Annotated in this window: 37 protein-coding genes, 1 tRNA gene and 2 pseudogenes; 10 read left to right on the top strand and 30 right to left on the bottom strand. The window is 51.1% G+C overall.

Annotation, left to right across the window (positions count from 1 at the left end; all coding sequences use genetic code 11):
- Positions 1-11: 11 nt before the first annotated feature.
- From HMPREF1024_RS16220 to HMPREF1024_RS0126205, 27 genes and pseudogenes are all read right to left on the bottom strand, one after another.
- On the bottom strand, positions 12-485 hold the full coding sequence (locus tag HMPREF1024_RS16220) for a Bbp16 family capsid cement protein (protein ID WP_009308356.1): 474 nt from the start codon (positions 483-485) through the stop codon (positions 12-14).
- 38 nt (positions 486-523) lie between these two features.
- Complete coding sequence (locus HMPREF1024_RS16225; protein WP_004191051.1) at positions 524-1,519, bottom strand: major capsid protein; 996 nt, start codon at positions 1,517-1,519, stop codon at positions 524-526.
- A gap of 10 nt (positions 1,520-1,529) precedes the next feature.
- Positions 1,530-2,288 carry a hypothetical protein gene (locus HMPREF1024_RS16230; protein WP_009308355.1) on the bottom strand — a complete coding sequence of 253 codons (759 nt, stop codon included), beginning with the start codon at positions 2,286-2,288 and terminating at the stop codon, positions 1,530-1,532.
- Complete coding sequence (locus tag HMPREF1024_RS16235; protein WP_029503969.1) at positions 2,275-2,598, bottom strand: hypothetical protein; 324 nt, start codon at positions 2,596-2,598, stop codon at positions 2,275-2,277. The genes HMPREF1024_RS16230 and HMPREF1024_RS16235 overlap by 14 nt, the downstream gene beginning before the upstream one ends.
- A 2-nt stretch (positions 2,599-2,600) precedes the next feature.
- Positions 2,601-4,265: a portal protein gene (locus HMPREF1024_RS16240; protein WP_009308354.1), complete on the bottom strand. Its 1,665-nt coding sequence runs from the start codon at positions 4,263-4,265 to the stop codon at positions 2,601-2,603.
- Entirely contained in the window at positions 4,265-5,659 is a 1,395-nt protein-coding gene (locus HMPREF1024_RS16245; protein WP_009308353.1) for a hypothetical protein, read from the bottom strand. Before HMPREF1024_RS16245 ends, HMPREF1024_RS16240 begins: the two co-directional genes overlap by 1 nt.
- An 84-nt stretch (positions 5,660-5,743) precedes the next feature.
- Positions 5,744-6,196, bottom strand: a complete 453-nt coding sequence (locus HMPREF1024_RS16250) for a DNA-packaging protein (RefSeq protein WP_009308352.1) — start codon at positions 6,194-6,196, stop codon at positions 5,744-5,746.
- Positions 6,197-6,202: 6 nt separating this feature from the next.
- Positions 6,203-6,463, bottom strand: a complete 261-nt coding sequence (locus tag HMPREF1024_RS16255; RefSeq protein WP_009308351.1) for a hypothetical protein — start codon at positions 6,461-6,463, stop codon at positions 6,203-6,205.
- Positions 6,447-6,680, bottom strand: coding sequence for a hypothetical protein (locus tag HMPREF1024_RS16260; RefSeq protein ID WP_009308350.1), 234 nt, complete (start codon positions 6,678-6,680; stop codon positions 6,447-6,449). The genes HMPREF1024_RS16255 and HMPREF1024_RS16260 overlap by 17 nt, the downstream gene beginning before the upstream one ends.
- A gap of 61 nt (positions 6,681-6,741) precedes the next feature.
- Positions 6,742-7,266, bottom strand: a complete 525-nt coding sequence (locus HMPREF1024_RS16265) for a DUF2829 domain-containing protein (RefSeq protein ID WP_009308348.1) — start codon at positions 7,264-7,266, stop codon at positions 6,742-6,744.
- A gap of 181 nt (positions 7,267-7,447) precedes the next feature.
- Positions 7,448-7,747: pseudogene (locus tag HMPREF1024_RS16270) on the bottom strand (Gp49 family protein); the annotation flags it as partial.
- A gap of 5 nt (positions 7,748-7,752) precedes the next feature.
- Complete coding sequence (locus HMPREF1024_RS16275; protein WP_004199527.1) at positions 7,753-8,100, bottom strand: helix-turn-helix domain-containing protein; 348 nt, start codon at positions 8,098-8,100, stop codon at positions 7,753-7,755.
- The gene (locus HMPREF1024_RS16280) at positions 8,088-8,390 is read right to left on the bottom strand and encodes a Ref family recombination enhancement nuclease (protein WP_009308344.1); all 303 of its coding nucleotides are present in this window, start codon (positions 8,388-8,390) and stop codon (positions 8,088-8,090) included. Before HMPREF1024_RS16280 ends, HMPREF1024_RS16275 begins: the two co-directional genes overlap by 13 nt.
- Positions 8,391-8,400: 10 nt before the next feature.
- Positions 8,401-8,994 carry a DUF1367 family protein gene (locus HMPREF1024_RS16285; protein WP_009308341.1) on the bottom strand — a complete coding sequence of 198 codons (594 nt, stop codon included), beginning with the start codon at positions 8,992-8,994 and terminating at the stop codon, positions 8,401-8,403.
- 440 nt (positions 8,995-9,434) lie between these two features.
- Positions 9,435-9,772, bottom strand: a pseudogene (locus HMPREF1024_RS0126210) (hypothetical protein).
- A gap of 12 nt (positions 9,773-9,784) precedes the next feature.
- The gene (locus tag HMPREF1024_RS16290) at positions 9,785-10,402 is read right to left on the bottom strand and encodes an HNH endonuclease (protein ID WP_009308339.1); all 618 of its coding nucleotides are present in this window, start codon (positions 10,400-10,402) and stop codon (positions 9,785-9,787) included.
- Positions 10,399-10,629: a hypothetical protein gene (locus HMPREF1024_RS16295; RefSeq protein WP_009308338.1), complete on the bottom strand. Its 231-nt coding sequence runs from the start codon at positions 10,627-10,629 to the stop codon at positions 10,399-10,401. Before HMPREF1024_RS16295 ends, HMPREF1024_RS16290 begins: the two co-directional genes overlap by 4 nt.
- A 2-nt stretch (positions 10,630-10,631) precedes the next feature.
- Complete coding sequence (locus HMPREF1024_RS16300) at positions 10,632-11,222, bottom strand: MT-A70 family methyltransferase (RefSeq protein ID WP_009308336.1); 591 nt, start codon at positions 11,220-11,222, stop codon at positions 10,632-10,634.
- On the bottom strand, positions 11,219-11,353 hold the full coding sequence (locus HMPREF1024_RS31960) for a hypothetical protein (protein WP_004199522.1): 135 nt from the start codon (positions 11,351-11,353) through the stop codon (positions 11,219-11,221). Before HMPREF1024_RS31960 ends, HMPREF1024_RS16300 begins: the two co-directional genes overlap by 4 nt.
- On the bottom strand, positions 11,350-12,135 hold the full coding sequence (locus HMPREF1024_RS16305; RefSeq protein ID WP_009308335.1) for a ParB/RepB/Spo0J family partition protein: 786 nt from the start codon (positions 12,133-12,135) through the stop codon (positions 11,350-11,352). Before HMPREF1024_RS16305 ends, HMPREF1024_RS31960 begins: the two co-directional genes overlap by 4 nt.
- Positions 12,136-12,174: 39 nt before the next feature.
- Positions 12,175-12,408, bottom strand: coding sequence for a hypothetical protein (locus tag HMPREF1024_RS16310; RefSeq protein ID WP_009308334.1), 234 nt, complete (start codon positions 12,406-12,408; stop codon positions 12,175-12,177).
- Between the two features lie 3 nt (positions 12,409-12,411).
- A complete protein-coding gene (locus HMPREF1024_RS16315; protein WP_009308333.1) occupies positions 12,412-13,062 on the bottom strand; it encodes a hypothetical protein in 651 nt (216 codons plus the stop codon).
- 38 nt (positions 13,063-13,100) lie between these two features.
- Positions 13,101-14,489, bottom strand: coding sequence for a replicative DNA helicase (locus HMPREF1024_RS16320; RefSeq protein ID WP_009308332.1), 1,389 nt, complete (start codon positions 14,487-14,489; stop codon positions 13,101-13,103).
- A complete protein-coding gene (locus HMPREF1024_RS16325; protein ID WP_032451347.1) occupies positions 14,486-15,469 on the bottom strand; it encodes a helix-turn-helix domain-containing protein in 984 nt (327 codons plus the stop codon). The genes HMPREF1024_RS16320 and HMPREF1024_RS16325 overlap by 4 nt, the downstream gene beginning before the upstream one ends.
- Positions 15,470-15,471: 2 nt before the next feature.
- Positions 15,472-15,693: a hypothetical protein gene (locus tag HMPREF1024_RS16330; RefSeq protein ID WP_004141593.1), complete on the bottom strand. Its 222-nt coding sequence runs from the start codon at positions 15,691-15,693 to the stop codon at positions 15,472-15,474.
- Between the two features lie 20 nt (positions 15,694-15,713).
- Entirely contained in the window at positions 15,714-16,160 is a 447-nt protein-coding gene (locus HMPREF1024_RS16335) for a toxin YdaT family protein (RefSeq protein WP_004199487.1), read from the bottom strand.
- Between the two features lie 60 nt (positions 16,161-16,220).
- On the bottom strand, positions 16,221-16,415 hold the full coding sequence (locus HMPREF1024_RS0126205) for a Cro/CI family transcriptional regulator (RefSeq protein ID WP_024623103.1): 195 nt from the start codon (positions 16,413-16,415) through the stop codon (positions 16,221-16,223).
- A 79-nt stretch (positions 16,416-16,494) separates the two neighbouring features.
- On the opposite strand from HMPREF1024_RS0126205, the gene HMPREF1024_RS16340 reads away from it, so the two are divergent.
- The 8 genes from HMPREF1024_RS16340 (at position 16,495) to HMPREF1024_RS0126195 (ending at position 22,699) form a co-directional block, all read left to right on the top strand.
- Positions 16,495-16,938, top strand: coding sequence for a helix-turn-helix domain-containing protein (locus tag HMPREF1024_RS16340; protein WP_009308325.1), 444 nt, complete (start codon positions 16,495-16,497; stop codon positions 16,936-16,938).
- Positions 16,939-17,744: 806 nt separating this feature from the next.
- Positions 17,745-18,068 (top strand): hypothetical protein, encoded by a 324-nt coding sequence (locus tag HMPREF1024_RS16345; protein WP_009308324.1) that lies wholly within the window; start codon positions 17,745-17,747, stop codon positions 18,066-18,068.
- 7 nt (positions 18,069-18,075) lie between these two features.
- Positions 18,076-18,321, top strand: coding sequence for a hypothetical protein (locus tag HMPREF1024_RS16350; protein ID WP_009308322.1), 246 nt, complete (start codon positions 18,076-18,078; stop codon positions 18,319-18,321).
- A 29-nt stretch (positions 18,322-18,350) separates the two neighbouring features.
- On the top strand, positions 18,351-20,480 hold the full coding sequence (locus tag HMPREF1024_RS16355; RefSeq protein ID WP_009308320.1) for a hypothetical protein: 2,130 nt from the start codon (positions 18,351-18,353) through the stop codon (positions 20,478-20,480).
- Positions 20,480-21,046, top strand: a complete 567-nt coding sequence (locus tag HMPREF1024_RS16360; protein WP_009308318.1) for a siphovirus Gp157 family protein — start codon at positions 20,480-20,482, stop codon at positions 21,044-21,046. Before HMPREF1024_RS16355 ends, HMPREF1024_RS16360 begins: the two co-directional genes overlap by 1 nt.
- A gap of 1 nt (position 21,047) precedes the next feature.
- On the top strand, positions 21,048-21,233 hold the full coding sequence (locus HMPREF1024_RS16365; RefSeq protein ID WP_004141609.1) for a hypothetical protein: 186 nt from the start codon (positions 21,048-21,050) through the stop codon (positions 21,231-21,233).
- Positions 21,234-21,442: 209 nt separating this feature from the next.
- Positions 21,443-21,667, top strand: coding sequence for a DUF4224 domain-containing protein (locus HMPREF1024_RS0126200; RefSeq protein ID WP_004199480.1), 225 nt, complete (start codon positions 21,443-21,445; stop codon positions 21,665-21,667).
- A gap of 3 nt (positions 21,668-21,670) precedes the next feature.
- Positions 21,671-22,699 (top strand): tyrosine-type recombinase/integrase, encoded by a 1,029-nt coding sequence (locus HMPREF1024_RS0126195; protein ID WP_032451346.1) that lies wholly within the window; start codon positions 21,671-21,673, stop codon positions 22,697-22,699.
- Between the two features lie 68 nt (positions 22,700-22,767).
- On the opposite strand, the gene HMPREF1024_RS16370 is transcribed toward HMPREF1024_RS0126195, so the two are convergent.
- Positions 22,768-22,855 (bottom strand) — tRNA-Ser (locus tag HMPREF1024_RS16370).
- A 119-nt stretch (positions 22,856-22,974) separates the two neighbouring features.
- Positions 22,975-24,627 (bottom strand): ABC transporter substrate-binding protein, encoded by a 1,653-nt coding sequence (locus tag HMPREF1024_RS16375; RefSeq protein ID WP_004176629.1) that lies wholly within the window; start codon positions 24,625-24,627, stop codon positions 22,975-22,977.
- A 269-nt stretch (positions 24,628-24,896) separates the two neighbouring features.
- Between HMPREF1024_RS16375 and yccA the strand changes: the two genes are divergently transcribed.
- Positions 24,897-25,556: an FtsH protease modulator YccA gene (yccA, locus tag HMPREF1024_RS16380; protein WP_002898458.1), complete on the top strand. Its 660-nt coding sequence runs from the start codon at positions 24,897-24,899 to the stop codon at positions 25,554-25,556.
- A gap of 88 nt (positions 25,557-25,644) precedes the next feature.
- Positions 25,645-25,974 (top strand): sulfurtransferase TusE, encoded by a 330-nt coding sequence (tusE, locus tag HMPREF1024_RS16385; RefSeq protein ID WP_002898457.1) that lies wholly within the window; start codon positions 25,645-25,647, stop codon positions 25,972-25,974.
- Here tusE and yccX read toward each other — a convergent pair.
- Positions 25,971-26,252: an acylphosphatase gene (gene yccX, locus HMPREF1024_RS16390; protein WP_004150835.1), complete on the bottom strand. Its 282-nt coding sequence runs from the start codon at positions 26,250-26,252 to the stop codon at positions 25,971-25,973. The two genes, tusE and yccX, sit on opposite strands and share 4 nt — an antisense overlap.
- Positions 26,253-26,293: the final 41 nt, after the last annotated feature.

The raw sequence follows: 26,293 nt of genomic DNA, 5'->3' as shown, positions 1-26,293 counted from the left end.
CTCCACCCAAATTAAGCAATGCTGAGATTAAGCGCGGCGAACTCAACGTTATTAGCGTAAGAGCGCCAAGTCTGTGCATCTTTCGTTATGAAGGCATCTAATGCGCCAGCGGTGAACGGGCCTGTAGCGACCGTATATTGCAGGCTTAAAAAGCGTTTATAATTGGCCGAAGGCAGCGCCACCACGACAACCGGTTTACCTGCGACGAGACTGCCCAGCGCTTTCGCTGGAGTAGAAAAAATAACGGTTGGTGTATCGCTTTTGTCCTCATTGGCATAAGCGCGTAACTCAATCGCAAGCGTAGCCGCCCCTGCGGCCGTGAATGTCACCGACGGAGTCACAACCAGAAAAGTCGGCTCGCCAGCGCCAGCATCGATCACAGTGTTGTAATCGAATGCTGGGTTAAAATCGATGATGTTCGTGCTGGCCGCTGAGGCGGTGATCGCCTGAGAGTCAGAAAATTCAAGCTGGGCATCAACAAACATGGTTATCTCCTGAAAAAGTAAACCGGAAAATCGCCCCGTTAAGAGGCGACGACCTGAGCTTCCCCGATTTTTAACTGGTCAACCCGGCGCACCGGAACTTCGCCAAAGAACATCACACGACGTCCGCCAGCCATTTCCATTGTCAGGGTTGAGTTTTTCACGGCATCAACCAGCTGCAGACGCAGCATCGCGCGCAGTGTGCGGTTCATGTAATAAGCCGGGCTTACACCAACCAGTGACTGGATACGCTCTTCCGCGATAGCCATCAGTTTGATGAGGTTTGCACCCGCATTAGCGTTAGTACGCAGAGCGGTAACATCAATGTTGGCGATGCGTACGACGTAGCGCCAGTCGTGCAGCGCAATACCGAGATCCCAGGTATAGAGGTCCATCAGCGCCCGGAAGCGGTTGCCATCATCATCAAAGGCGTCGCCCTCGCCCAAATCACGATGAGTCAGACCGGCTTTTGAACCTTTCGGGAAAATTCCGTAGACCTTGTCAGGCGCCCATCCGATGAGATAAATCGAGGTGAGATTCGCACCAGTACCGCCGGCGTCGATGATGTTGTCGGCATTAGGCGCAGACAAATCGCTGAAGCGTGGAGCAATGCCCAGGAATGCCTCCGGTTGCCCAACAAGCGTACCGTTAAGCATCTGGAATTGAGCCTTCTGGTTCATCGCTTCCATGAATGGTTTAGACTGGTTGAAGCGAAAACCTGCCGTATTACCATTCAGCGCAGCAACCCGAACATCAACCTGAGAGCGGGCTTCAAGAAGACCGGTAGTCTCATCTACCTGCGCGGTAGTTGCCTTGCTTTCCGGAATACCTTTGTTCAGCTTGCGCCAGTACACAGCAGGTAAACCAGTACGGGTTGTGATGCGCGTTCCGGTCGGCAGGTTGCCTTCATAAAACGGGCAATCCCAGAGCATTTCGTTGTCCTGATCCAGAACCTCCGCGACATTCGCAGAAGTGCCATCAGGATCAAGCAATTTCGCTGCGTCCCAGAGAGTCGGTAAGCCGGTAAGTGTTGGCATTTAAAACTCCTTATTGCATGTTCGGCCACATGCGGTGGGCAATGTCTTTTTCTGCTGCATTACCCGTCGCTGCGGCTGTAACTGTTTTGTCTTCACCTAGCGCTTTACCGATCGCCAGGACTGCATTCACAAGGTCTGGGTCATTGAGTAATCCCGCAGTGTTGAATTTTTCAATCACAGCATCGGGGAAAAATCGCTGCACGGCGTTCTGGAGGATCGCTGTATTTGCCTCAACTTCACTTCCCCAGGACTTGATAACCTTTTCCCGGTTAGCAGCATTTTGATTAGCAATATTTTCCTGGGCACTTTTTTGTTGTTCGGCTGCATATTCGTTGAATTTAGTAATTACGGTTTCAGCCTGCTTTTTATTGAGCCCGCTTTCATGCATCCAGCTCAAGGCCGTATTTAAAAATGTCCCATCGCTGCCTTCCGGTGGCTTAATACCGTAGTCTTCAACTTTTTCCGGGCGCCCCAACTTCTCGTAAAGTTCCTGCCAGCCTTTTTCGTCGCTATCTTCTGGGAGTTTTTCGAGGAACGGCGCGGTGGTCTGCGACTGCTGTTGGGCGGCTTGCTGCTGCTGTTGCTGTCCCTCTCCCCCCTGCTGTTGCTGAGCGCCTGGATTTAAAAGGTTTTGTTGCTGGGCCGCATCGCTATTCTGCTGCTGGGCGGCAGAATCAACACCTGCGGCAGCGGCAGCGCCACCACCTTCCCCGCCTTCAATGGTTGCATTCATCAGACGGCGCAGGATTAAGCGTTCAAACAGATTCATTGTTGTCGTCCTCGTTAAGTTCGTTCATCTCTTCGGCGATCATTGCGGCAATATCAGATTGCGACAGGCCGAGATAGTGGTTTATGTGCAGGAAAACTTCCCTGCGGCCCTCCGAAACAAATACGGCGTATGGGTCGGTTTGCTGGGTCGTTGGGGAAATAGCGACACTGGAAGAATTGACGTGACAAAGTTTTGCCAAGAGTCGGATAACAACTTTCTGTTCCGGCGTCATGTTCCCCGGGGTGCCAAAGACTGACTGGAAAGCCCGCGCACGGTTCAGCGTGAGCCACAGACTTTTTATACGGTTCATCATTATCCCTGTAACGCTGGCGACGGCGCAGGTGTCTGCGCAATCTGATTGGCCTGGGCGAAATCTTTAGCTGCGGTTGCAGCCACCGGCGCTGCGGCAAGCAACTGCTGTAGTTGCAGCTGCTGCTGATCTGCAGCATCCTGCGCAGCCATTTCATCTTCGGTTTTAACCACCTGCAGCGGTGCACCACTGGCTTTAGCAATAAAGCGCAATGCGGCATCGCCATTCAGGGTGCGGGCGATATTCTGATCAAATTGTCCGATAGTGCCGGCAGCATTAACGACGTTCATAATCCCGCTCGCTTCTTCACTCATCTGCAGGCGCACCAGCGGGCTGGTGTATTCGATATCGTATTCGCCACCAATTTCTTTCAGTTGTTCGGGCGGTTCGGGCAGCAGTCCGTTCTGATAAGCAATGTCAATTTCCCGCAGGATAAGAGTCCCCAGAAACTCGGCCTGAATACGCCCGGCAGTCGGCGCCAGCAGCTGACCTTTTTCCTGAGCACGCAGCATCGCTTCTGTTGCAGTCATTTGCGGGTTATCAACGAGGATCTGGAAGAGCGTGATAAAAAAACCGTCGTTGATGGTCTGTCGTTTCTGCTCTGCCAGCGTCATCGCCACGCTAAAATCAGTAGCAGTATTCAGAGGTAAGGCAAGTGGTTTACCGTCCCGGTTCATTCCGCCGAAGTTCAGCGCGCCAGGCATCATTTTGAACGGTTGCAGAATGCCGTCTTCCGGTAACAGCATCGGCGGGCGCACGGCCATTTGCGCACCCTCGATAATGGCGCGGTTGATTTCGTTCAGCAGCTTAATATCCGGTAGAACAACCATTGCAGGTGAGCGTCCATATACCTCACCCGGCGCGGTGTAATAGCGGCTGATTGCATAGGGCTGTGACCAGTAGCCGCCCTCCTGCACAATCTTGCTTCCCTCCATGCAAATATGCACAGACCGGAATGGCATGCCCTCTTTGTCCTGCCGTGACATGTCACGTTTATCATTAGGTTCGACGCGGTGTAGGAAGTTAAATTGCTTTGACGGGTCGCTCTTCGCGGTCGTTCTTACCTGTTGAGGGAGATTTTCTTCGCCAAATTGCTGAATAGCCTGACGGGCGGTCATGCAATATTTACGGTGGACAACATCGATCATCCCCTGGAAATTCTCAGTGAAATAAATTTCTCGCAGGTGATAAGTGCAATAACGCGGGCCTTTTCCGATCACGTTATCAACGAACGTGCAGCCGGTCCCAAATGCACCCGAGGAAATATAATGCTCATGAGATTGCGAGGCGAAATTAGCCCACGGTGCATAACGGAGGCGGAAGAGAATATCGCGAACCTCCTGGAAATAACGCTGTACCTCTTCATCATTAGCGAATCGCTCATTGCTGAGAGTGTGCCATTTCTGTGTTCTCGGGGTGATAACTGATTCGATGGCCGCTCCGAATTTTTGCAACGCCAGCGCGCCGGTAGCATCTATCGCTTTCTCGGTACGTTTACCGCCCTTCTGCCTGGTCCCTTTGAACTCGGCACTGCGTGGTAGAATGCGCTCTGCTATTTCCTGCCAGTGCTGCTCGAATACGGAACGATCGGTTTCCATGCTTTTTTGCTCACGCAGTATCCGGCCGATACGCTCTGATTCATTTTCTTGTGTTTTTTGGTCTGACATCAGTTGTCCCCATACAGATCCCAGTCGGAATCAGCGTAAAACTGCTGGCTATGTCCAGGAGGGTTATAAGGATCGTAATTGGACTGGGCAAATTGCTGGGTTGTGTGGCGGTTGCCGCTACGCAAAGACTTACTGCCTACTGCACCATAACGGAATGAGTCTGCGCCGTGAGACGTCCAGTTATGCAGAGGGGTTGGCTTATACATTTTTCGAGTGTCGTCCCACTCTTTTTGATACTGTCCCAGAGCCTCCAGGCCTTTTTCGCATTTGGTTTTGTCGAACCAACAGGATCGCAGCATCATACGCACCTCGCTGATACCATCATCAACCGATGTGGCCGGCAGTACCTTGCAGCGTATCCCCAGCTTGCCCAGCGTCTCTTCGCGTGATGCTCCGGTGCTCAGTTCTCGGGCGCGGACATCGTGCGGGAAGAAATGACGCTCAGCATAGGTATACGGTTTCTCGCGCAATATTTTTACGTAGTGCTCCAGGCCAACGCCGGACGATTCGTAATAATCAATGACGCGTACCTCTTTGCCGATAAACTGATAAAACCAGATAGCCGTTGCGTCGCCAATGCCCAGGTCCCATGACGTGTAAACCTCATACTGGGGATCCCACGGCACATTCCCTATTTGCCCGGCCTTCTCCAGACCAACCAAAATCGATGAGTAATAGGCGCCGGGTATTGCAGCGTTCCAGTCACACATGTATTCCTGATTGAACAGAGCTTGCCCCTCTTCCTCCCCGCGCTCTGCCTGCATCTCGCGCAACTCCTGAGCGAGTGTTTCCGGTGGGATGTGCAGCGTAATATCGGCGCTTAAATGATCACAAAACCAGTTGTCAGGATCCTTTAACCCACCCTGGAACATTTTGTAGAAGTGGTTTTTCCCGCGTGGCGTGGAGACAAAAAAAGCCCAGCCGCCGTTATCAGCCAGTATCGGTCGCAAAAATGCCCACGCAGAGGGGTTACTTAGCGCCCATTCTGAGAACACAATCCCGACATGACCGGAACCAATTAGCGCGCCATAGTTGTCGCTGCCGACTGCCTGCCAGGTGGAACCGTTGATGAATTCGATCATCATCTCGTTATCGAGCGTTTTTCTTCTCAGTTCATGAGGAAAAGCCTCATCGATACGCAGACGCCCAGTTCTCGGGTTAACTGCCTTCCAGATAGCCTTTCTTACCTGGTTCGCCTGCGGCAGGCAGTGGGCATAGTTCCCGACACGCTCGAATGCCTTACATGCTGTCATGTGCAGGCTGAAATCGTCTTTCCCGTAACGGCGAGGCCAGCAAAGCGCCGCTCTTTTTTTTCCACCCTGAATTTCAGCCCATGCCCTTCGCTGATGTGGGCGTGGAGTCCAGTTGTTCGCCGGGAGAATAATTTCTGCCATTTATTCACTTCCTATTCACTCTACTGGATAAAATGCCGTGTTTTTTCTCATTCAATCGATTAACCAGGCAATTGAAACGCCTGGCTATTCTTTTTCGTTGAAGTGCTTTACCTTGACAGTCATTTCCAGATCACCCTCAACAGATTTTTTCTCCACCAGCCCAAGCTCGCGGGCAATGATGTTGGCGTTAAGCAGATCAGCGGCAGCTCCGGAAAATTTCTGCTCATAGATGAGGTCTTCCACTCGCGTAGTGATCGGGAGTAAATCTTTATTCTTTGCGTATGCTTCCCACGTCTTCCGGTCTATATCGAGGAACAGAAACAAGCCGCTAAGCGTCATAGCACGCATTTTCGGGAGTCTGGCTTTAGTGATTTGTCCCTGAAAACTGAATGCTTTGGTTTCCCACAGAGGATGTTTTTCCACCCAGTCGAAATATTCACAGCAGGCATCCCACAGCTTTTCAGGATCAGAGAACTTTGGGTTTCTCCCGTGCTTGCTGCGTGCCAGCCAGAATTTATTGCCCTTTGGCGCTGCCATATCTCATTACTCCGTGTTACGACGGGTGTATTTCCGCTTCTGCTGAATTTCTTCGGGATCGCTTTTTGGCTCTTCAATTTTTTCATCGTGTGGTTTTTCTTCCGGGTAAAGCGACAGGAATGCATCCACGACAGATGTGACAATGTCTTTAGCTGCCTGCGTTCCATCCGAACCGCCGGGCCAGCCAAAATTTTTAGCCAGAACAGCGCCAGCACTTTTGACGATCTCCACCTGAATACTGGTGTCTAACTCATGCAGTTTTTTCACTGTTGTCTTCCTCTTCAGGGATGAGAGCCATAGCGGCCATCATAATTTTCAGTTCAGGGGCGTCGCCGTTTTTTACTGCGCGTAAAATCACACGGTCAGAATTGCCGTTCGCGTACGCAGCTGCGCCGTACATGGCTGTATTGAGGTGCGCTTTAAGGAAGCGGGCTTTCATCAGCTCCAGCAGTTTTTCGGCTTCTTCGTCATTAAGGGTGATCATTTGTTACTCCGTTTCTGGTGTTTTCTGTCAAGGCCACCAGGGGAGATGGCCTTTGCGGAAATTACTCAACGATGTTCCAGTCTTCGGCTAGGACATCAGTCTGACTAGCCAGCCACGGCACTAATTTATCGTCCGCTGTTTTCATGGCAATATACGGCAGTTGTTCCGGTGCGCGTTTCGGGTCTCCCTGCGTCCCCTCCGGCAACTCAAAGACGCGACTGCAAAAGCAAGGAGTGTTGCCAGTGTGAACGGCTTCACTGTGCGGCTTAACATATGCCAACCACATCCCCTTACCGTTCCAGCCAGCGCGGGCAACTTTTTTACCCTTCTTGAGCGCTTCAATGGCAAGGCCGAAACTTAGCCCTGATACCGGACGGTAAGCCTTTTCGAATACATCTTTCGGACTCCAGCTAACGTAGCCATCAAAGCGATCGGTGTTAGGTTTTCCGCCATCCAGATACTCAACCAGATAGCCTTCATCCGCGCCGTTCTCGTCGGCAGGAAGCTGCCAGCCGCGGAAAGCGTTATACTCGTGGCGGGTCATAGGGAACGCATTAATTAATTTGACGCCAATATGTTTAGTCATTGGTCTTTCCTCATTGGTTGGGTGTGAGAGTGTTTACTGCTTATTTCCACTGCAGTGCGTAGCCGCCATCAGAAAAGGCTTTACGCAGCTTCTCGATCACTTCATCGCTTTCGCTGTGGAATCCAGAATAGGAAAGGAAGTGTTCGAAGTTTTCCTCTTCGGTATGACCGCCAGAGTCATGCAGGCGCTGTTTCAGGGCGTAACCCATAAGCGGCCACAGCTCGTTTTCTGCATTTTCGATGGCTATCTGCTCACCAATTTCAGCGTCATCGTTTTCTGAAGAGGCTGAGCATGAGGGTCTGCCAGTCACAGCAAAACCATTTTTCGTGGTCAGTACGGCCCAACGGAGTACCTGACCTGATACGGAAACGTGTTTAACGATCTCTGTATTGACGATGTTTTCTTTAAAATCATCCAGCATAACGCGGGCCGCGGTTAAACCTTTGGATTTGATTTGCTGCTCGATATCTTTGTCGCTCATGGTGTTTACTCTTTTGGTGGTTGTCGTGCACTCCGCAGCAGCAGAGTGATCATGTAGTTTTTGCTGTGGCGCCGGCAGGAGTCGAAAAAGCTTTCACGTTTGCTCATAGGGATTTTGTTTCCGGAAAACTTCTCCGCCAGCTCTGCCGTTGGGAAATAAATGCGACGTGAATTTCGTCCTGTTTCGTTGTGGGCGCGGAATATAAGATTGTCTTTAAGCAGACTGTCCAAAATAAAAAATACAGTGCTGCGTGACATACCGAGCGAATACATCACTTCGGCAGACGTTACCCCTTCCGAACAGGTGCGAATAAGCTCAAGCACCGCAATTTTTTTTCTGGTTAAACCCGACATAGGCGCAATACCTTCACTTCAGTCGTCACCTGATCGAGCAACTCCAGTTCGGTACCGTATTTGCCCTCCCATGTCTTTTGTCCGGCATGAATTGCCACGCCAAAACCGCCAGTGCGGTGATGTGCAGGGCAAAGGGGCAAGGTTCTTTTGTGATTTGCGCGCTGGCCAGCGCCCTGCCCGGTTCGGATGTGGTGAATTTCTGCCGGAGTGGAACCGAAACCGAGATTGCGACAGACAATGCAACCCAGTTCGGCTACGTCTGACAGCCAGTCTTTATCATCTTTAGTCATGGTGGTGACCTCAGGCCGCATAACTGAAAAGCTGAGAGGCTGCGTTTTCTGCTGCCTGCTGCGTTGGGAAGGCGCGGAACAGAATGAAGTTCCAGAGAACGTCGAGGACTGACTTATAAAGCTGGGAGAATTCAAGGTCGTCCATTTTGGCGAACGATATGGACTTTGGCTCTTTGCGGATGGTGCCATCAGGCATCTGATATTCGTTATAAAAACCAGCTTCGATGGTTACCCAGGCACGAAACGCCTCGAATGATTTAACAGCGCTGATATTCCCGGCGCGTTTTTCCGCCTCATCGCGAAGATATTGATCCGCCAGTTCCTGCAATGTGTCGCCGTGCCCGGCATAGTGGGCCACCAGCTGCACGTAACCACGAACCAGTTTTTTATCGGCTGGCGATATTGCACCGCCGGAAGGTTGCCAGTAATCAAATCCCAGATTCAGGAGGGCAAAAAATTTGCGGTGAAATGCCGGGTTTCTTGCCTGCTTAAAATCAGAGTAAAGGACTGCCCCCAGGCGAATTTTCTTCACAAACTCGCGGGCGTCTGGAGATGCAGGGATTAATACATCGCCTGCTGATTTGATAAATGAATACTGCGCCATTGGGTTCCCCTTTAGCGCAGCAATTGTTCAGAATTACATTGTGTTGGGTGTTCAGGCCAACAGGGTAATTATAGCATAGTACCGTCTGGTTTGATAATAGTGTAACCAGTCAATTTAGCTAACTCAAACAACGCGTTAAGTGTCGCCACATGCTCATCAGAGTGGACTATTCTGGTCTTCTTGATCTTCCCATTTTCACACGTTATCAGTACATCGCCATCGTCGGGGAGAAGGTCTCCTGCGTCTTTCTTATCAACCACTACCTCTCCCTCAACAAATACTGTATAAAATTACAGTATATATACTACCAACTGACAGTGTGCGCAAATTTTTAAGAGCACTAATCGTTAAAAATCAACAATAAACCTCAAAATATCCGATTGAATTAAAAAGAAAACCGCCATTTCTGACGGTTCTGTTTTATCTGGTATGGTTGTTCGCTATGCTGACAGTTTGGTTTCGTGCCAACCTCGCGTTACCCAGCATTGCGAATCACCAACGCACGGGCACGAGGTGATCGGCAGCGACTCACCGCACTTTCCACACAGGCGTTTACTGATCGATTTGATGTGGCCACTAAGCCGAGCATCATCCTGGCGGATCAGTAGCGCTTGTACTCCGCCATTTCGTACGGATCACGACCAGGTCGCCGGGCGGCGCAGTTACGCGCCAGCATGTCCAGTTCCTGCGCATCGAGAACCAGCTCAATTTTCCGGTTGCCGGCGGCAGATTGCCGCGCCCTCTGCGCGGCTTTACGTTCTGCGGATGATTTAGCCATTAACCACCCCAGTTAGCTGGACAATCGTTTGATCGCATGGCGGAGCATTACCTGTGCATACAACGCTGGGGCAAGCACCTGTGGCATTTTCGAGTAGCCTGCGCCAGAGAACAGTCTACGTATTTCTTTCGGTGCCGCGCGCAGATTATCGATATTGTTATTATTTAAATCATTATCCAGATGAATAACCGAATAACCGGGAGGTAACTTTCCATGTACGCATTCATATACGTATACATCGAGTCTGATTTTTTCTTTATTAACAGTGATGTACTGGGGAAGAATACGTTTCCGGCCTTTAGGCTCGCGAGTCCATCCGCGAGCTATCTTTACATCCTTGATATTGTCAGGCTTTTTATCGGTACCAAATCGTCTGTTGAACCGTTCTGTAAGTTCAGCATTCGTTAGATTCCTATTGGCATAAATGAAAGTTAGCTGCTCATCGGTATAGCGCGGCTCAATCAAAAACTGCTTTCCTAGCCCATGCGATTTACACCAAATACGGATAGCCCCAACGCTCTTATTAGTACAAAATTGAGCGTTAAACATTTCAGTTAATTCACGCGCAGTAGAACTTTTAATATGCCGCTTTATAAACAATTCTTGGGCTGGAGAGTATTTTTCTATCATTTTTCGATCCCCATAATCTTAGGCACATTCCCCGCTGTGCCGTCATAAATAGCCTTCTGAGCATCGAGGGCGACGCGATAAGTGCCCACCATCACCCCAACGATTTCCACTACCGCTTTAGCCCTCGATAACTCTTCCTGAAGCAGTTCGCCTTTGATGTTGGGATCGGTGACGGTTTCCAGCATTGCGAACTGGTGATTCATTAAGTCCTGAATTGTGTTTTTCATGGCTAAGCAACCTCTCCGATATATTCTGCAATGCCCGGCAGCAGCGCCACCGCTGGCGATTCACACTGATTGCCCCACACATCGAAACCATGCGATGACTGGCGGGCGAATAACTCAATACGCGGTACATCGCCCAGCAGCTGCACCAGCTTTTCCCGCACGATATCCGGTTTGCGCGAATGCTCCAGACGCGGGGCCGTGAATGACTGAACGATCCCTGCATCCAACCGGGCGGGTAATTTCCCTTGCACAGCGAAAAGACAATCCTCGCTGTTAGCCCTGGTTAAATGGCCCATTCCCAGGGCCATTTTGTTGGTCTGCCGGCTGTAGCATTTGTTCCACGTAAAGCCTTTCATGGTCATCAGGCGGAATCCCCACGCCTCGACTACCCGCAACGCCTCCAACGGCTGAGTCGGAACCCACCACATAGCCAGCAGGCAGTTTTCAGCGGCCAGCTCCCAGACCGGGAGACGGCAGATATCGAGCACAGTCATTGTCTGGTATTTATGCCCTGCGCCACGTTCTCCATCTTTGGCTTTGTCGCGGTAGGTCCAGGGCGGATCTGCATAAATCAGGGTGTATTTTTCGTTCATGCCGTCCACCACTCAATCAGTTTGCAGATCCCCCAGGTCACGACGATAACAGCGACCCAACCGGCAATGTCGATCACAGCTGCGAACCAGAGCAGAGCGCGCCGGCTATAATTTTCAGGTTCAAAGTTCATTGAGCCTCCCCAAGCACCCAGCGCAGTGCTTCAGCGTATTCACCGCTGGCACCTTCGAGGGCTTTTGTGATTTCTTTGCGTGATTTGAGACGTGGCTTAGTTTCGCCAAGCACAGCGCGCTGACGCCGGGCTTTTTCATGGCCGGTTGTGCCAGCAGTTGCCGCTTCGATTTCAGAAACCTTCTCCCGCTGCTCTTCTGGTTTAAGCGATGCCAGCTGACGTGCCTGGGTAACGGTGACTGTGCCAGATTCCACCGCGTCCCTGACGGCCTGAGTAGCATCGAGGAGGGAGAGCGTTGCGCGGACGGTCTGAACGCTGCAGCCAAACAACACAGCAATGTCGTCCTCATCGAGCCCGCGGTCGAGCGCGTCTGACATTTTTTTTGCCCGGCCAAGCGGTGTATCAGGTCGGCGAATTTCGTTTTCGCTGACCATGTATTTAGCCATCTGATTTGCGGAACCGCGTTTAACGACTCCAGGAACAAGCAGTGGGTCTTTGCCCTCTTTCAAAAGAAGCTTATTTGCCTCCAGAGTATGTTTAACGCGCTGACGGCCAACAACCACGCAGGTGAGCCCAGTTTCAGGGTCTTTCCAGACGATAATCGGCTCCAGTACACCCAGCTCCTTGATGTTCAGAACCATCCCTTCGTCGATCGGCAGGTTAATACGTTCATCGTAGAGAAGATGGGTTTTGTCGGTAACCAGATGCAGCTTTTCCGGCTCGAACATCAGAACGTTGGTTTTGCCGCTGGCGCCATACGCGTCGATCGAGTTTTTAGCCATTTTTTTTAACTCCCATCAAACCGATGTTTAGAAACTGTTTCATGCTCTCTTCTCCCGCCAAAAATTTAATCTCGCTTTGAAAAATTCCCGGTAGCTTTCCGGCGTCGCTGCAATCGACTCAACGATGAACTGACGAGTAACTTTCTTCTCGAACAGCTGACGTATGAGTGCCGCAGCCCGCATGTCGTAGTGCTCTTTGATCTGGCACTCCTGCGGCCATTTGGCGCGATTGAGCGGTAAGCCGGGCGGCAGATAATCTGATTGCCCGGCCATGCCTCATGCCCTCGTTTTTTCAGAGTTGGCGTAATAGCGGGGATCCACGCTGGTCAGTGTGAAATGCGGCACTGGCATGTCGTCATGCCGAATAATTCCGACGTGATTCGATGCGAGCATCGTCGAGATACGTTTTTGCAGATCACGCAAGGTGATCTCAGCATCAGGATGATGTTTTTTGATGGCTGAAAGAATGTTCTGATAAGACAGTGTTTTACCCTTCATCAGCGCAACCAACTGCTGGGCAGAAACTTCGTCAATGGTGCTATTCAGGGGTTTAATACTCTCCAGCAGCAGGCGATGCCGGCCAATGCTGCCGACACGCTGGCCAGTTTTTTTATCAAAATGCTCATTAGGCCCAGCAGACCAAACGGTAGCACCCTCGCTGAGCCGTACAGTTTTTTCACCCTTGTAATAAATCACGGTGCCGACATGTGTTTTACGACGGCGGCCGGATACCGCGGCCGTAGCAGTTTCACGTTTTACCGGCTTTTTCGGGGTGATCCCCGGAACTGGTTCTGGCCGCGGAGCAGCGACGAATACAGAACGGCTACGCGCACGGGCGCCGGCGTTCATGCGCCACAGAATAACGGGGATCCAGTTACAGCCATCATCTGGATTTACAGGTTTTGGGTAATTTAAATTCGTGGTCATAGGTCTTTCCTCGGTTTTATTGCGCTGGTCAGGCGCAGTTAAAATGCATCGGTGTTGTACTTCTCTGAATATCTACGCGGTTGTTTTCGTGGTTTTGTTGCCTCCAGCTGAATGCGTGTTTTCTCTTTGCCGACATGCTGATCAACGTGCAGGAAGTGACCGTTTTTGAACTCCTGATAGATAACGGCACCAGCAGCACTGAATCGACTTTTCCCCAGGATGATTTCGGCGATCCCCGCCGCCGGGCTTTCAGGGTTGTAGACTTCATCGCGGTACAGGAACATGATGCTGTCGGCGTCCTGCTCGATAGAACCGGAGTCGCGGAGGTCTGACATAACCGGGCGACGCTGGGTCGCCGGACGGGAATCCACGGCGCGAGAAAGCTGGCTAAGCGCGAACGTTGGCGTATGCAGGCGCATAGCCATAGTTTTAAGGTTTCGGGAAATATGGGCGATCGCCAGGTCGTTACGCTCTGCCTTCGGTTTTTTAATCAGGCCAAGGTAATCAACAACGATCATCGCCAGATGCGGATAGCGGCGCTTATGCGTCTCTGCAACAGCCCGGATTTGCTCAATTGTCAGATCGGTAGCATCGACGATCCAGATATCGCGCCCGTTCATGGTTTCCATGGCCGCTGTAAAGCGCGCCCAGTCCTCATCGTGCATATCGAGAGGATTACGCAGGCGTGACACCGACATGTTTCCAGAGCCTGCCAGAGAGCGTTCTACAATTTGCGCAGCAGCCATTTCCATACTGAATATCAGCGCACCACCGCCGGCAGCGGTAACGCCATCGACAAGTTTCAGCGCAAATTCTGTTTTTCCCATGCCCGGACGCCCGGCGACGACAATCAAATCTTGCAGGTTGATTCCACCGGTCGCATCGTCCAGTTCCTCGATCCCCGTTTTCAGGTTTCGGGTGCCCTCTTCGCCGTCCATGCGTTTCTGCATGGTTTCCATGTACACAGGCAATAATTCGCTCATGTGTACCGGCTGCACGTCGCCAGTGTCTCCGGTCATGTCCAGCAGCTGCGCCACGGCAGTTTCAACAACCTGATCGCGCTGTTCCTGGTTGTTTGCCTGCCGGATGCCATCAGCGCCCTGCTGCAGTAATTCGGCCATACGGCGGCTGCGCCACGCCTTAACCATTTTGCCGGCGTAACCCTTCAGGTTCGGTACCGTGGCAGGCATACGTGTAATTTCTGATAAATCAGCCAGGCTACTACCGCCCAGCGCTTCACTGACAAACAGCATGTCGATCAGGCCGTTCGCCAGCGCCTGTTTTTTAATTTCGGAGAACGCGCGACGGTGAAACCCGATGCTGAAAGATTCTTCAGGCGTAGAGGCGATCACGTCGAATGCGTCCGGACTGGCGCCGCCATTTAGCAGGCCAGCCAGCACACAAGCTTCCAGTTCCTGCGGAGTCATAACGAACCTTCCCGGGTATTACGTAACGTTTCTGGTTTCATCAGGTAGTCAAAGCTGGCTCGCCATCCGCCATCTGTACCGAAATAAAAATCAGGAGCATCAGCGCGGAATTTTTCGAAGTACCCCAGGAATGCACCGGTAGTTTTATTTTTCATGTGAGCAGCCAGGCGGGTGATCATCCGGCGGCGGTCGGCATCCAGTTCAGCAGTAGGCAGAACGTCAGCGAAAATTTCGTTGTAGCCGTTCATGACGGCTTCCGGGTCGATATTCGCCTCCAAAACAGCCCATGCCTCAGCGTCGGCAAGATATCCATCAAAGCGGTTTATCCGGCAGATGTTCGCAGGCTTCGGCAGGCTATCGCCGCGGCGGCGCCATGTGGCCAGCACCCAGCGGATAACCAACTGCAGTTCGTCCAGGGTGTACCCTTCCCGAGTGGTGGTAGGAGTCAGCATCATCACAAACGGTTTCAAGTCTCGGCAGCGGGTGCCCGTTTTCTCGTTGTAAAATTCCAGCGCTTTTTTAGCATTAGAATTAATTCTTTCCTCGCCTTCCCCCGTTTGGGGGTTAGGGGGATCAGTAGGTTCTATGACTGGTTCAAAAGAGTGACTGGTTCTGGTGCCGCCACACGGCATAGGGGCTATGCTTTTTGGCGGCATACCTGTGCTTTCTGGCGGCATAGGGGCTATGCTTTTTGGCGGCATAGGGTTATCGAGATTCATACAATACAGATTCGATGCGTTTCCCTTTCCGTTTTTTACCCCCGGGCGGTTTTCTTTGACCAGCAGACCCATAGAAATTAATGCATCGATATGGTCACGAACTGCGCTTTTGCTGCATTCGCAGTGATCGGCAATATACTTATAAGACGGCCAGCATTCGCCGGAATCATTGGCGTTATCCGCCAGTTTGATCAGCACTAGTTTTCGTATCGGGTTACCGGTTTTGATGGCCATTGCTTTGGCCATAAGTGTCATACTCATAGTCAGATCCCCAGCGTATCGGCCAACTGGCGGCAGGCTATTTCATATTCTTTCTGGGTCAGACCTAATTCCTGCAGTTCTGCCTTGCGCAGCTCGTAGCGTTCCCAGATCGTCAACGCAGCAGCGCGACGTTCCTCAAAAATCGATTCGATATCTTCCATCGGGACTTGCACCCCGTTCCGGCGAAACCCGTTCCGCCAGGTGATGCGGTCTTGTGTTCTCATTGGTCTTTCCTCGGTACAGGTTAAACGCTGGTCAGGCGCTGTGTTTCTCTCATCGCTTGCAATGCCTTCGCAACTTGCTGCGGGCCGTCTCTGGCCTCGAGCAATAACGCGATAATGGCCGCCGCAAATTCGCGTATGGCGACGCAGATCAAATACTGGGTAGACATGTCCAGGCGTGCGTAACGTTCCGCCGGCAGCGCCGCTTCCATTGCCTTGGCCAGCGCTTGGGTTTTGGTTATGGCCGCTTTAGTTTCTCCACGCAGCCAGCGAAAAATCTGCTGGCGGTTATTGTTGATGGCCCGCCAGTCTGCTTTTCCATCTGCATCTTCAATCTGGTGCAGTTTCAGCACGCCGGTGTTACCACCGAGACGAAACCACATACGGCTTATCTCGATGGCAACCAGCTCCTGCCCACTTTCTGCCGCCCAGCTGAATATCTCTCGCTTCAGTTCCTCGATGTTTTCCACTTCGCGTCTCCTGTCGCTGAAAATTGATTAAGCGTAATCAGATTTAGATCACGCTGATTGTTAAGCTGTTTTGGCAGGCAGTTGGTATGCCTTTGGGTCATAGACAAGAACACCATCAGTCATTAGTGACAAACGGGCTGCTCTTTTCTCTGGGATCATCTCTCCCCAACGAGAAACAGCAGGTTGCGAGACATCGAGTGCCTTCGCCAATTTGGCCTTGCTGCCAAAATATTTAACTGCGTCTTCGGTTAGCACTGGGCACCTCCTTCGTTAACGTTTGTTTGGAAATTATAACTTAACAAAAGCTAAGTCAAATTAATTTACATTAACCCCCATGAAAAACACAGAGCTAAACGACCGTATTCGTCGCAGAAGAACAGAACTCGATATGTCACAGCAGAAGCTGGCTGATGCTGTGAAGGTTTCGCACGTCACCATTTTCAAATGGGAAAATGGTGAGACAGAACCTAAAGGGCAAAACCTGTTCAAGCTGAGTAAAGCTCTGAAGTGCTCCCCCACCTGGCTCTTATACGGCGATGAAGATCAATCGCCACTGCCCGCAGAAGAATTACCGAAAGAGCTTGATGCTCGTCAGTTGAAGCTACTGGATCTCTTTGATTCACTTCCAGAATCTGAAAAAGACAGACATTTGACTGAACTGGAGTCGCGCGTCGAAGGCTTTAACAAGCTATTTGAAGAGCTGTTAGCTACAAGAAAAAAATCACAAAAAAATAACCATAAAATTCATTTAGTTAAAATCCACCCAATCCACTCTTAACTTTTTTAAGTAAATTCCATTGACCATTAACTTACCTTTGGTTAAGCTCCATCACATCAACGACGCACTAACCACGCGGCAGTTGTTCAGAAACAGTTCTGACAGCCCGGAAAGACGGGCGCGAATTCTTCGGGTCGCCGACAGTACGATGACATGCGGGAAAGACTGCAACCGGCGTATGGCACATGCGTCGAAGCGGTCCGGGGGCTCCTTGGTACATGGCCCAGCGGGTAGCCGGAATGTGCAAGCCAGGTGTCCAGGCACGACAGGCGATTCACCATCGTGGCGGTACGGTGTGACTCCCGGGAAGAGTCCGGGATACAACATGAGAGCGCACTTCATTTTTATCAGTTATGGCGATGTTGTTAAATCAAAAGGCGGAGTGCGCTCCCAGTTGTAAAGAATCACGTAGCCAGCGTGGTACCAGAGGAAAACTGCTGTGTGTAGTCTTTGCCCGCTTTGCGGCGGGCAATTTTTTTAACAGCACGGTTTTGTGACCCTTCAGTGAAAACTGAAGCCCTCCAAGAGAGGGAAGTGGCGAGGAAAGACCAGTGAGCATGACCAGCTCTGACGCCGGGAAAGACCGGGGGGAAAGACCAATGACCAACGGGCCTGACCAGCCCTGACTGCCAGGAAAGACCGGCAACCAGCAGGCGTAAAAAAGCCCACCGAAGTGGGCTATTTTACCCGGGACAGTGACCAAACCGCCCGGAATGCTACAGGGGACCAACCCCGTAGCGAGGAAAGACCAATGCCGACAGAATCAACACTGATCGGCTCTGAGTATACATCAACAAGGAGTCGCTATGGAAGCGCTTACCATCCCAGTAACAATCTACGTTCTGGCAACAACTAATCCTTTTTTACCAACCTCTTACCATGCATCGACTTGTGACATGTCACAGAAGTTTCCCGGTATATACGTTCTCGTTTCGACCAAAACGCTGGATCTCCCCATCCCACCGTTAGAACCGATCGACATCATCGGGATGCAGGTTAACGCCCTGCGCGCAAGGAAAGAACAAATCTCAGTTGAAGCCGATATGCAGTTAAATGTTATTGAAGACCAGATCCAGCAACTGCTGTGCATCGACCACTCTCCGATTGAAGAAAGCGACGTACCTTTTTGAGGTTCTTATGACAAATAACCCATTCATCGAAAAAATAATCGATGCTGGCTTATCAGCATTTGAGCACGAAAATAATAGCGACTTTGGTTCAGGGACGATGCATATCACCATTATCGGCGGTGTTCGTCGTGTAGAGTTCTACCCAACCACCGGTACAGTTTACGCTAATGCTGAAAAGGGAAAATTCCCGACATTTCGACAGAAAAAAGCCGGGATTAAAGTTGCTATCCGTCTAGCTAAATCTGGCGCCTGACCTGCGCCTGCAACAAAGAGGAAAGACCAATGACCATATACAACGGCTTATTTGAGCCAAAAAAATCGGCTATTAAGGACTGCGGCGCCGTGCAGCTGGCGATCGCCGTCGAAGCACCTAACAAGAAAGTCGCTGAAAGTATTATGACCGGAAAACTCTGGGAGTCTTACCCGGCGAACGGAGACAACTATTTCAAACCTAAGCTGTGGGAACACATTGAAGGCCAGCCAGTGCCGGCAGTCGGCCAGTTCGATGAGCAGTTCGCCCAGAAAAACACCTTTGACGGTGAAAAATGGGTGGCTAACAGCGAGGATGACGGCGCCACCGAGTTGCCGGCAGGCGATGAAGTTATCGATCTGATGACGGTATCCCCCAGGGAGCGTTTTGCTGCTGTATTACTCTTCAGCAAATTAGAGATAAACGGCCAGCTCTATTCGCAGGTTGTAGATTATCTTGATGATCTGGATAACCACGACGAATCCCTAGAAGAGGATGACCGTTTTAATTTCAATGTGCTTTGCGCCCTGCACAATAACGAACCAGTGAAACATATGCACGTGGAAGGTCTGAACAATCTGATCCATGGCATCTTCTCCCATTTTGAAAACCAGATGCCGGGTAAAGCGGCTATTTCTCAATTTGTAAAACGCTGGCTTGAAAATCCAGGTAAACGCGAAGAAATGGTACCAGGCCAAAATTATACCCCCAGCACTGATAACAACGTTAAAATCGCGCCAAAGCGTGGTTATAAACATACCTATGCAACACTGGATCAGGAGATCGCTGTTGCGCTGCTCCCTATCTCTCCCGACGCGCCAGTATTATCAGGCAACCTTCGCGACGCGGAGAAAATCATTGCAGACGATCGTGAGGATTTTAATCGTTGGTCTGCATCACTGCATGTCACACCGAACATACTCAAATATGACCGTGCCAGCATTTTCGGCGTAGTGCAGAACGTTCCGGCGAAAGATACTTACCATTTTCCGGAAAGTCTGCGCCGCCATATTACTTCATGGCTTGAAGCTAACGGCCGCTTTGAAGAAGACGAAGGCTCATCACAAAGACAACCGACATCGGAGCAAAATACCGCCTCAAACGTGGTCAAAAAAGAGGAAGTGCCGCCGCCGATTGTAACCGATACCCAGGACAAACAGGCGCGTGAGACGCTCAACGATATGGGCTATGGCGTATATGCCTCTGGTGAAGGAGCAGAGCCAGAAGAGAAGTTGAGTGAAAAAGTAAAAACTATCGTTCAGGACGTTGATCAGCTTGTTGAACGAATTAACCGAGAAGAGAACCTGCCGAAAGCTTCCGAAGTCGTCCAGAGCATTAACGAAATGCAGGAAACAGAACGTGACAATCTGGAACTATGGAAACGAGTTTTCAAAACTGATGAACGGTTTACTAAAGCCTTTACGCAGAACGGCGGCGGCACCTCGATCAATGGCACGTACCTAACGATGGTAGCAACACGTGAGTTTGGCTTGAAAGGGAGCGGCTGGGGCGTCGATATTCTGGAAGAACGCTTTGATGATGGCGCACCAATTACACGTACAGTAAAAGGAGCTGACGGTAATAATACATGGGAACTGATCCCTGATGGTAATGGTGGCTTCCTAACTGAAAAACACCATGTGATAAAAATTAGGCTGTGGTACCTGGTAAACGGTGTTCGTGGTGAAGAATACGCCTACGGATGTACCCCTTACATTTACGGCAGTAAATACGGCCCTATCTGCGACGGCGAAGCTACTAAAAAATCACTAACTGACGCCACCAAAAAGGCATTATCCGGCCTCGGATTCAGCGGCGATATATTTATGGGGCTTTACGACAATCTGGAGTACCGCCAAAAGAACAAGGCCGAATTTGATCTTAAGAACGCCAGCGAAACCGCCGAAGATGCAGCGCGGTTGCGTCAGGAGTTCGATGACAAACTAACCCGCGTCGCCAATACACTGGCACATGGCGTAACAGTGAACGAAATAAACGGTGTATTCTCCCCTATCGCACGTGAAATTGATGTTCACATTAAGGCCGCACAGGCCAACGGCGACAAGCAACATGAACGCTATCTTTCTGGCCGCCTGCGCCGCCTGATTGCCATTAAAGATGGTCGTCTCAAAGAACTGAATAAAGCCGAGGAGAAAGCATAATGACTTCCACAACTGCAATCGCTATTGCTGCTGATATGTCTAAACTCCAGGCGCTTCTGGAAAATGAAGACGGTTCTGGTCTGTCAGCTGAAATGATCGCCGATACAATGGAGGGGCTCGAGCTGCAGCTCGGCGACAAACTCGACGCGGTATTCGTCCATGTTCGCAACCTTGAAGGTCTGGCGAAAACCTGCGACGAAGAAGCCAAACGCCTGGCCGCCCGTAAAAAGTCATTCGAAGGTAAGATCACCAACCTGAAGAATTATGTGCTTCAGTGCCTGCTGGCCGCGGGGCAGGATACCGTTAAAACTGCAAAGAACACCTTTACCGCCCGCAAAGGTGCAATCAACGTGGTGATCGATAATGTCGATTTACTTCCGGATGATTTGGTAACCGTTGAGACAGTGGTTACGCCGGACAAAAAGGCGATCAAAGAGGCTATCGAATCCTCGCAGGCGGCGGCTGCACAGATTACTGCTGATGGCGGAGAGATACCGGGAGAACTGTTAAATCCAGTGCCGGGCGCTCACCTTGAGATTGGCGAACGTTCACTGCAGGTGCGCTGATATGCTGAGACTATCTCTGAAAAAAGGTGATGCGGTTCATATCGTGTTACCAGATGGGACTAACGCAATTATCGAAGCGCTGGCCCGGTGTGAACTCGGTATGCACTTCCCCCGCAATATCAAGATAACGCGTGAGGATGGTGCATTCCAACCGAAACAAAACCTGATTAAGCATAATCAGAAATAGCCCATCACTACCGCTAGCATTGTGGTCTACCAATAAACCGGAGATCACAATGCTACGTTGGCAACCAGGTGTAGTTTTACTTTCTGAATTCGATATCAAAATTGGCAGGCTATCAGCCAGCGTTAGAAAAAGGACTCTGACCCAGTCCGATATCCATATCGCTTGTGATACAGCTGACAACGCAATAGCCCGGCTTATGAGGAAAGACCATGACCAGAGAAAACGATCTCCTGACCGACGATGAACTGATAGAATTGACCGGATACCGATTTCCTTCTAAGCAGTGCTCGGCTTTAGCTAAATCCGGTATTTCGTTTGTTAAACGCCGCGATGGCAGGCCTCGTGTGACATGGACACACGTAAATGCAGCACTATTCGGCGACCGCAAAATAGTTGCTGACGAAGAAGAAAAACCAAACTTTGATGCTATTTAAATTATGGGAAGAAAAAGAAAAAACCAGGAGGATAACAAACTTCCTCCCCGCGTTTATTCAAATAAGTACAGTTACTATTACAAACCGACCTCAAAAGAATGTATCACAATTGGCCCCGTATCAATGCCCTTGTCTCAGTTATGGGCAAGATATGAGGCATTAATTGACGAACAGGCCAACGTAATGACATTCAGTAAATTATGGGGGTTATTTCTTAAGAGCGCATATTATCTTGAATTGAAGCCAAGGACGCAGAAAGATTATCTGCAACATCAGAAAAAGCTACTTGCTGTATTTGGGAAGATTACGGCAGATAAAATTAAAACTGAAGATATCAGGATGTTTATGGATAGGAGAGGCTTGCAAAGTAAAACACAGGCAAATCATGAAATGAGTAGCATGTCTCGTGTTTTCAGATGGGGCTTTGAACGGGGTATGGTTAAAGGGAATCCTTGCCAGGGCGTCAGTAAATTTAAAGCTGTCGCCCGCGGGAGGTACATTACCGATGCGGAATATGAGGCCATCTATAAGGAGGCTGATGATGTCGTTCGTACAGCAATGGAAATTGCCTATCTTTGCGCTGCCCGTCTGGCTGATGTACTCGGCATGCAGTGGCGACAGGTAACACCGGAAGGCATCTTCATTCAGCAGGGTAAAAACAATGTTAGCCAGATCAAGCAGTGGACAGACCGGCTTAAACAGGCTTTCGAACTCGCAAAAACATTCTCTAATTCCGGCAATCAAGGAGCATTCGTCCTGATGGGTTCACATGGTAGCGGGTTCAGTAAAAGAGGATTCAGCCACCGATGGGAGGAGGCAAGGCATAAGGCTTCTATAAAACTGGGGTACGTTCTCGACTGTACGTTCCACGATCTGAAGGCGAAAGGTATCTCTGATTACGAAGGAAGCAGCCGGGATAAACAACTGTTCAGCGGACATAAAACAGAAAGCCAGGTACTCATTTATGATCGTAAAACGAAGGTGTCACCCACTCTCGACAAGCCGCCAATTGAGACTAAAAATTCTAAGTGAATATTCTAAGTCTATTCTAAGACACCAAAGCAAAAAGGGGTTACCTTTCGGTAACCCCTTCTTTTATATGGCGGAAGCGCAGAGATTCGAACTCTGGAACCCTTTCGGGTCGCCGGTTTTCAAGACCGGTGCCTTCAACCGCTCGGCCACACTTCCGGTGTGAGGCGCACTATAAACACCTCGGCGGATGCTGTAAAGCATCATTTTGATCAACTGCCTTAAAAACAAACAATTTTGTGTTATTCGTCTGAATTTCAGGCAGTTTGCACAGAAAATCAACGCCCATCGCCGCTGGCGGATGGGTGTTTTTTAATGTACATGTCTTTGGTGTAGTAATACCCCAGCTTATCCGGCGTGAAGCCCCCTACCCAAGGTTTCACCAGATGAGTACGTACATAGTGATAGACCGGAATGGCGGGAACATCCTGCGCCAGCAGATCTTCCGCCTGCTGATAGTATTTGCCCCGGGTCGCCACGTCGGAGGCTTTCGCCGCATTGCGCAGGGCCTCATCGTAAGCAGGGTTGCTGTACTGACTGGTGTTCTCGCTATCACCGGTACGGAAAGTATTGAGGAAGGTGGCGGCATCGTCGTAGTCGGCAATCCACGCGTAGCGGACGGCGTCGAAGTTATGCGTATGCATGGTATCCAGCATCGTCTTCCACTCCTGGTTCTGTAGCTTCGCCTCGACGCCGAGGTTTTTCTTCCACATAGAGCTGGCGGCAATGGCGATACGCTGGTGCGACTCAGAGGTGTTATAGAGCAGGGTAAAGACCAGCGGATGGCTTTCATCATACCCCGCCTGCGCCAGCAGTTTTTTCGCCTCGGCAATCCGTTTCTCACGCGGCCAGCTGGCGTAGTCCGGGTTATGCAGCGTCACGCCGCCGATATCCGGCTGACCGATCAGCCAGGCCGGGCGCTGGCCCTGGCCAAGCACTTTTCCGGCAATGATATCTTTATCAAGCGCCATATTCAGCGCGCGACGCACACGGGCGTCGTTAAACGGCGGCCGGGTAGTATTGAATTCGTAGTAATAGGTCGCCAGCTGCGGCGAAACGTCCAGCTGGTCGCCCATGGTTTTCTGCAACTGCGCAAACTGATTGATCGGCACCGTATAGACAATATCAATCTCCCCTGCTTTGTAGCGGTTGACATCGGCGGCCTCCGAAGAGATTGGCAGGTAAGTCACTTTATTAATAACGGTATGCGCATTATCCCAGTACTTTGCATTACGTTCAGCCACCAGCCGCTCATTCACCACCCATTGGGACAGCTTATACGGGCCGCTGGTGACGATATGCTCTGGTCGGGTCCATTTATCGGCATACCGCTCCACCAGCACTTTGTCGATCGGTACCAGCGAAGGGTGCGCCAGCATCGCCAGGAAGGCGGCATTCGGCTGGGTCAGAGTGACCTGCAGCGTGGTGTCGTTCAGCGCTTTCACCCCCAACGTCTCGGGTCCCTTTTGCCCGAGGGCAATCTCGCGGGCGTTGGCGATATGCATATTGCCAGGGTAGCTCGCGTAGGGGGAGGCTGTTGCCGGCGAGACCAGCCGTTGCCAGCTCCAGACGATATCCTGCGCTGTAATGGCAGTGCCGTCGGACCAGGTCAGACCGGGGCGTAAATGAAAGGTCCATAACAGGTTGTCTTTGTTTTCCCAGCGTTCCGCCAGTCGCGGCTGGATCGCCCCCGCTGGCGACACGTTAACCAGCCCTTCAAAGAGATCGCTAATGATATTGAATTCAACATCGCTCTCGACTTTATGCGGATCGAGTGACGCCGGTTCACTGCCGTTATTTCTGACCAGCTCCTGCTTTTCCGCCAGCTGGGTGCCCGGCGGCACCTGCGCCGCCAGCGCCCCGCCGCTCATAGCCAGCATACTGACAGCCAGGAGTGTTCGGGTGATGTGATTTTTTTTGTGTAATGTCATTTCCCTTTGCCTTTGACGTACGGGGTAATCCCCCTCTTCCACACTTAGTCGCAGAACTGCCATAAGGCAATATTTTTCAGTGACCTATAAGATTTCGATCGGCTCAGCGACGCGAAAAGCGAAAATATATCGCTTTTCCCTATCTATATAGAATTTTATGCCAGGCAAAAGCGGTAAAAACTAAGTAAAGATGGGTAAAAGCATTAGGGCTTCACGCTTGTTTTTCTTATTCTTTATCCCTAATTACATCTGTCATAAGAGAGTGACTCATGGATCGCATAATTACATCATCGCGTGACCGTTCCTCGCTGCTCAGCACGCACAAGGTTCTGCGTAACACCTACTTCCTGCTCAGCCTGACGCTGGCGTTTTCCGCTATCACCGCCACCGCCAGCACAGTGCTGATGCTCCCTTCGCCGGGTCTCATTTTGACCCTCGTGGGGATGTACGGTCTGATGTTCCTGACCTACAAAACGGCGAATAAACCCACCGGGATTATTTCCGCCTTCGCCTTCACCGGGTTCCTCGGCTATATCCTTGGGCCGATGCTGAACGCGTATCTTTCTGCCGGCATGGGCGATTTAATCGGCCTGGCGCTGGGCGGCACGGCGCTGGTCTTCTTCTGCTGCTCGGCCTACGTGCTGACGACGCGTAAAGACATGTCATTCCTTGGCGGGATGCTGATGGCCGGCGTGGTGGTCGTCCTGATTGGTATGGTCGCTAACCTGTTCCTGCAGCTGCCGGCGCTGCACCTGGCGATTAGCGCGGTGTTCATCCTGATCTCTTCGGGCGCCATCCTGTTCGAGACCAGCAACATTATCCGCGGCGGTGAAACCAACTATATCCGCGCGACGGTCAGTCTGTATGTCTCGCTGTACAACATTTTTGTCAGCCTGCTGAGCATCCTGGGCTTCGCCAGCCGGGACTAACCGCTCCCCTGCTTAACAGAGGCCTCGCTTATGCGGGGCCTTTTTTTTTGCTACACTGCGGCCAGTTTCAGGCGGTATGTGAAAAATCATGTTTATTTTTGAAGGCAACGAAATTGAAACGGATAGCGAAGGCTATCTGAAAGATACCACCCAGTGGAGCGAGGCGATGGCGGAAGTCATTGCCGCGCAGGAAGGGATAACGCTCGCCGTTGAACACTGGGAAGTAGTACGCTTTGTGCGCGAGTTTTACCTTGAATTTAACACCTCCCCGGCGATCCGTATGCTGGTCAAGGCGATGGCCAACAAGTTTGGCGAAGAGAAAGGCAACAGCCGCTATCTCTATCGCCTGTTCCCGAAAGGACCCGCCAAACAGGCGACTAAAATCGCCGGCTTGCCGAAGCCGGTGAAGTGCATCTAATAGAGGATCGCGAATTTGTCCCAGCTGCGGGTGGGTTGATGGGGCTCGGTTAACACTCGGTCAACCCGCGCGCTGCGCGGCCCCCCGGCTTTAAGCCAGGCGATGAGTTTTTCCACCTGCTCCGCCTCGCCGCAGGCAAGCACTTCCACCCCGCCGTCATCCAGATTACGGGCATAACCGGTCACCCCCAGCTGCAGCGCTTCCCGCTGCGTGGAATAGCGAAATCCCACGCCCTGAACCGAACCGTAAACCCATGCCATTGTGCAGATACTGGCCATAATCATCTCCTTTTCGCTCACGCTATACGCTGAGGATAGCA

This window comes from Klebsiella sp. 4_1_44FAA, from assembly GCF_000238715.1.
GTDB lineage: Bacteria > Pseudomonadota > Gammaproteobacteria > Enterobacterales > Enterobacteriaceae > Klebsiella > Klebsiella pneumoniae.
The sequence above is the reverse complement of the archived record's forward strand: the minus strand, read 5'-3'. Positions and strand labels throughout refer to the sequence as shown.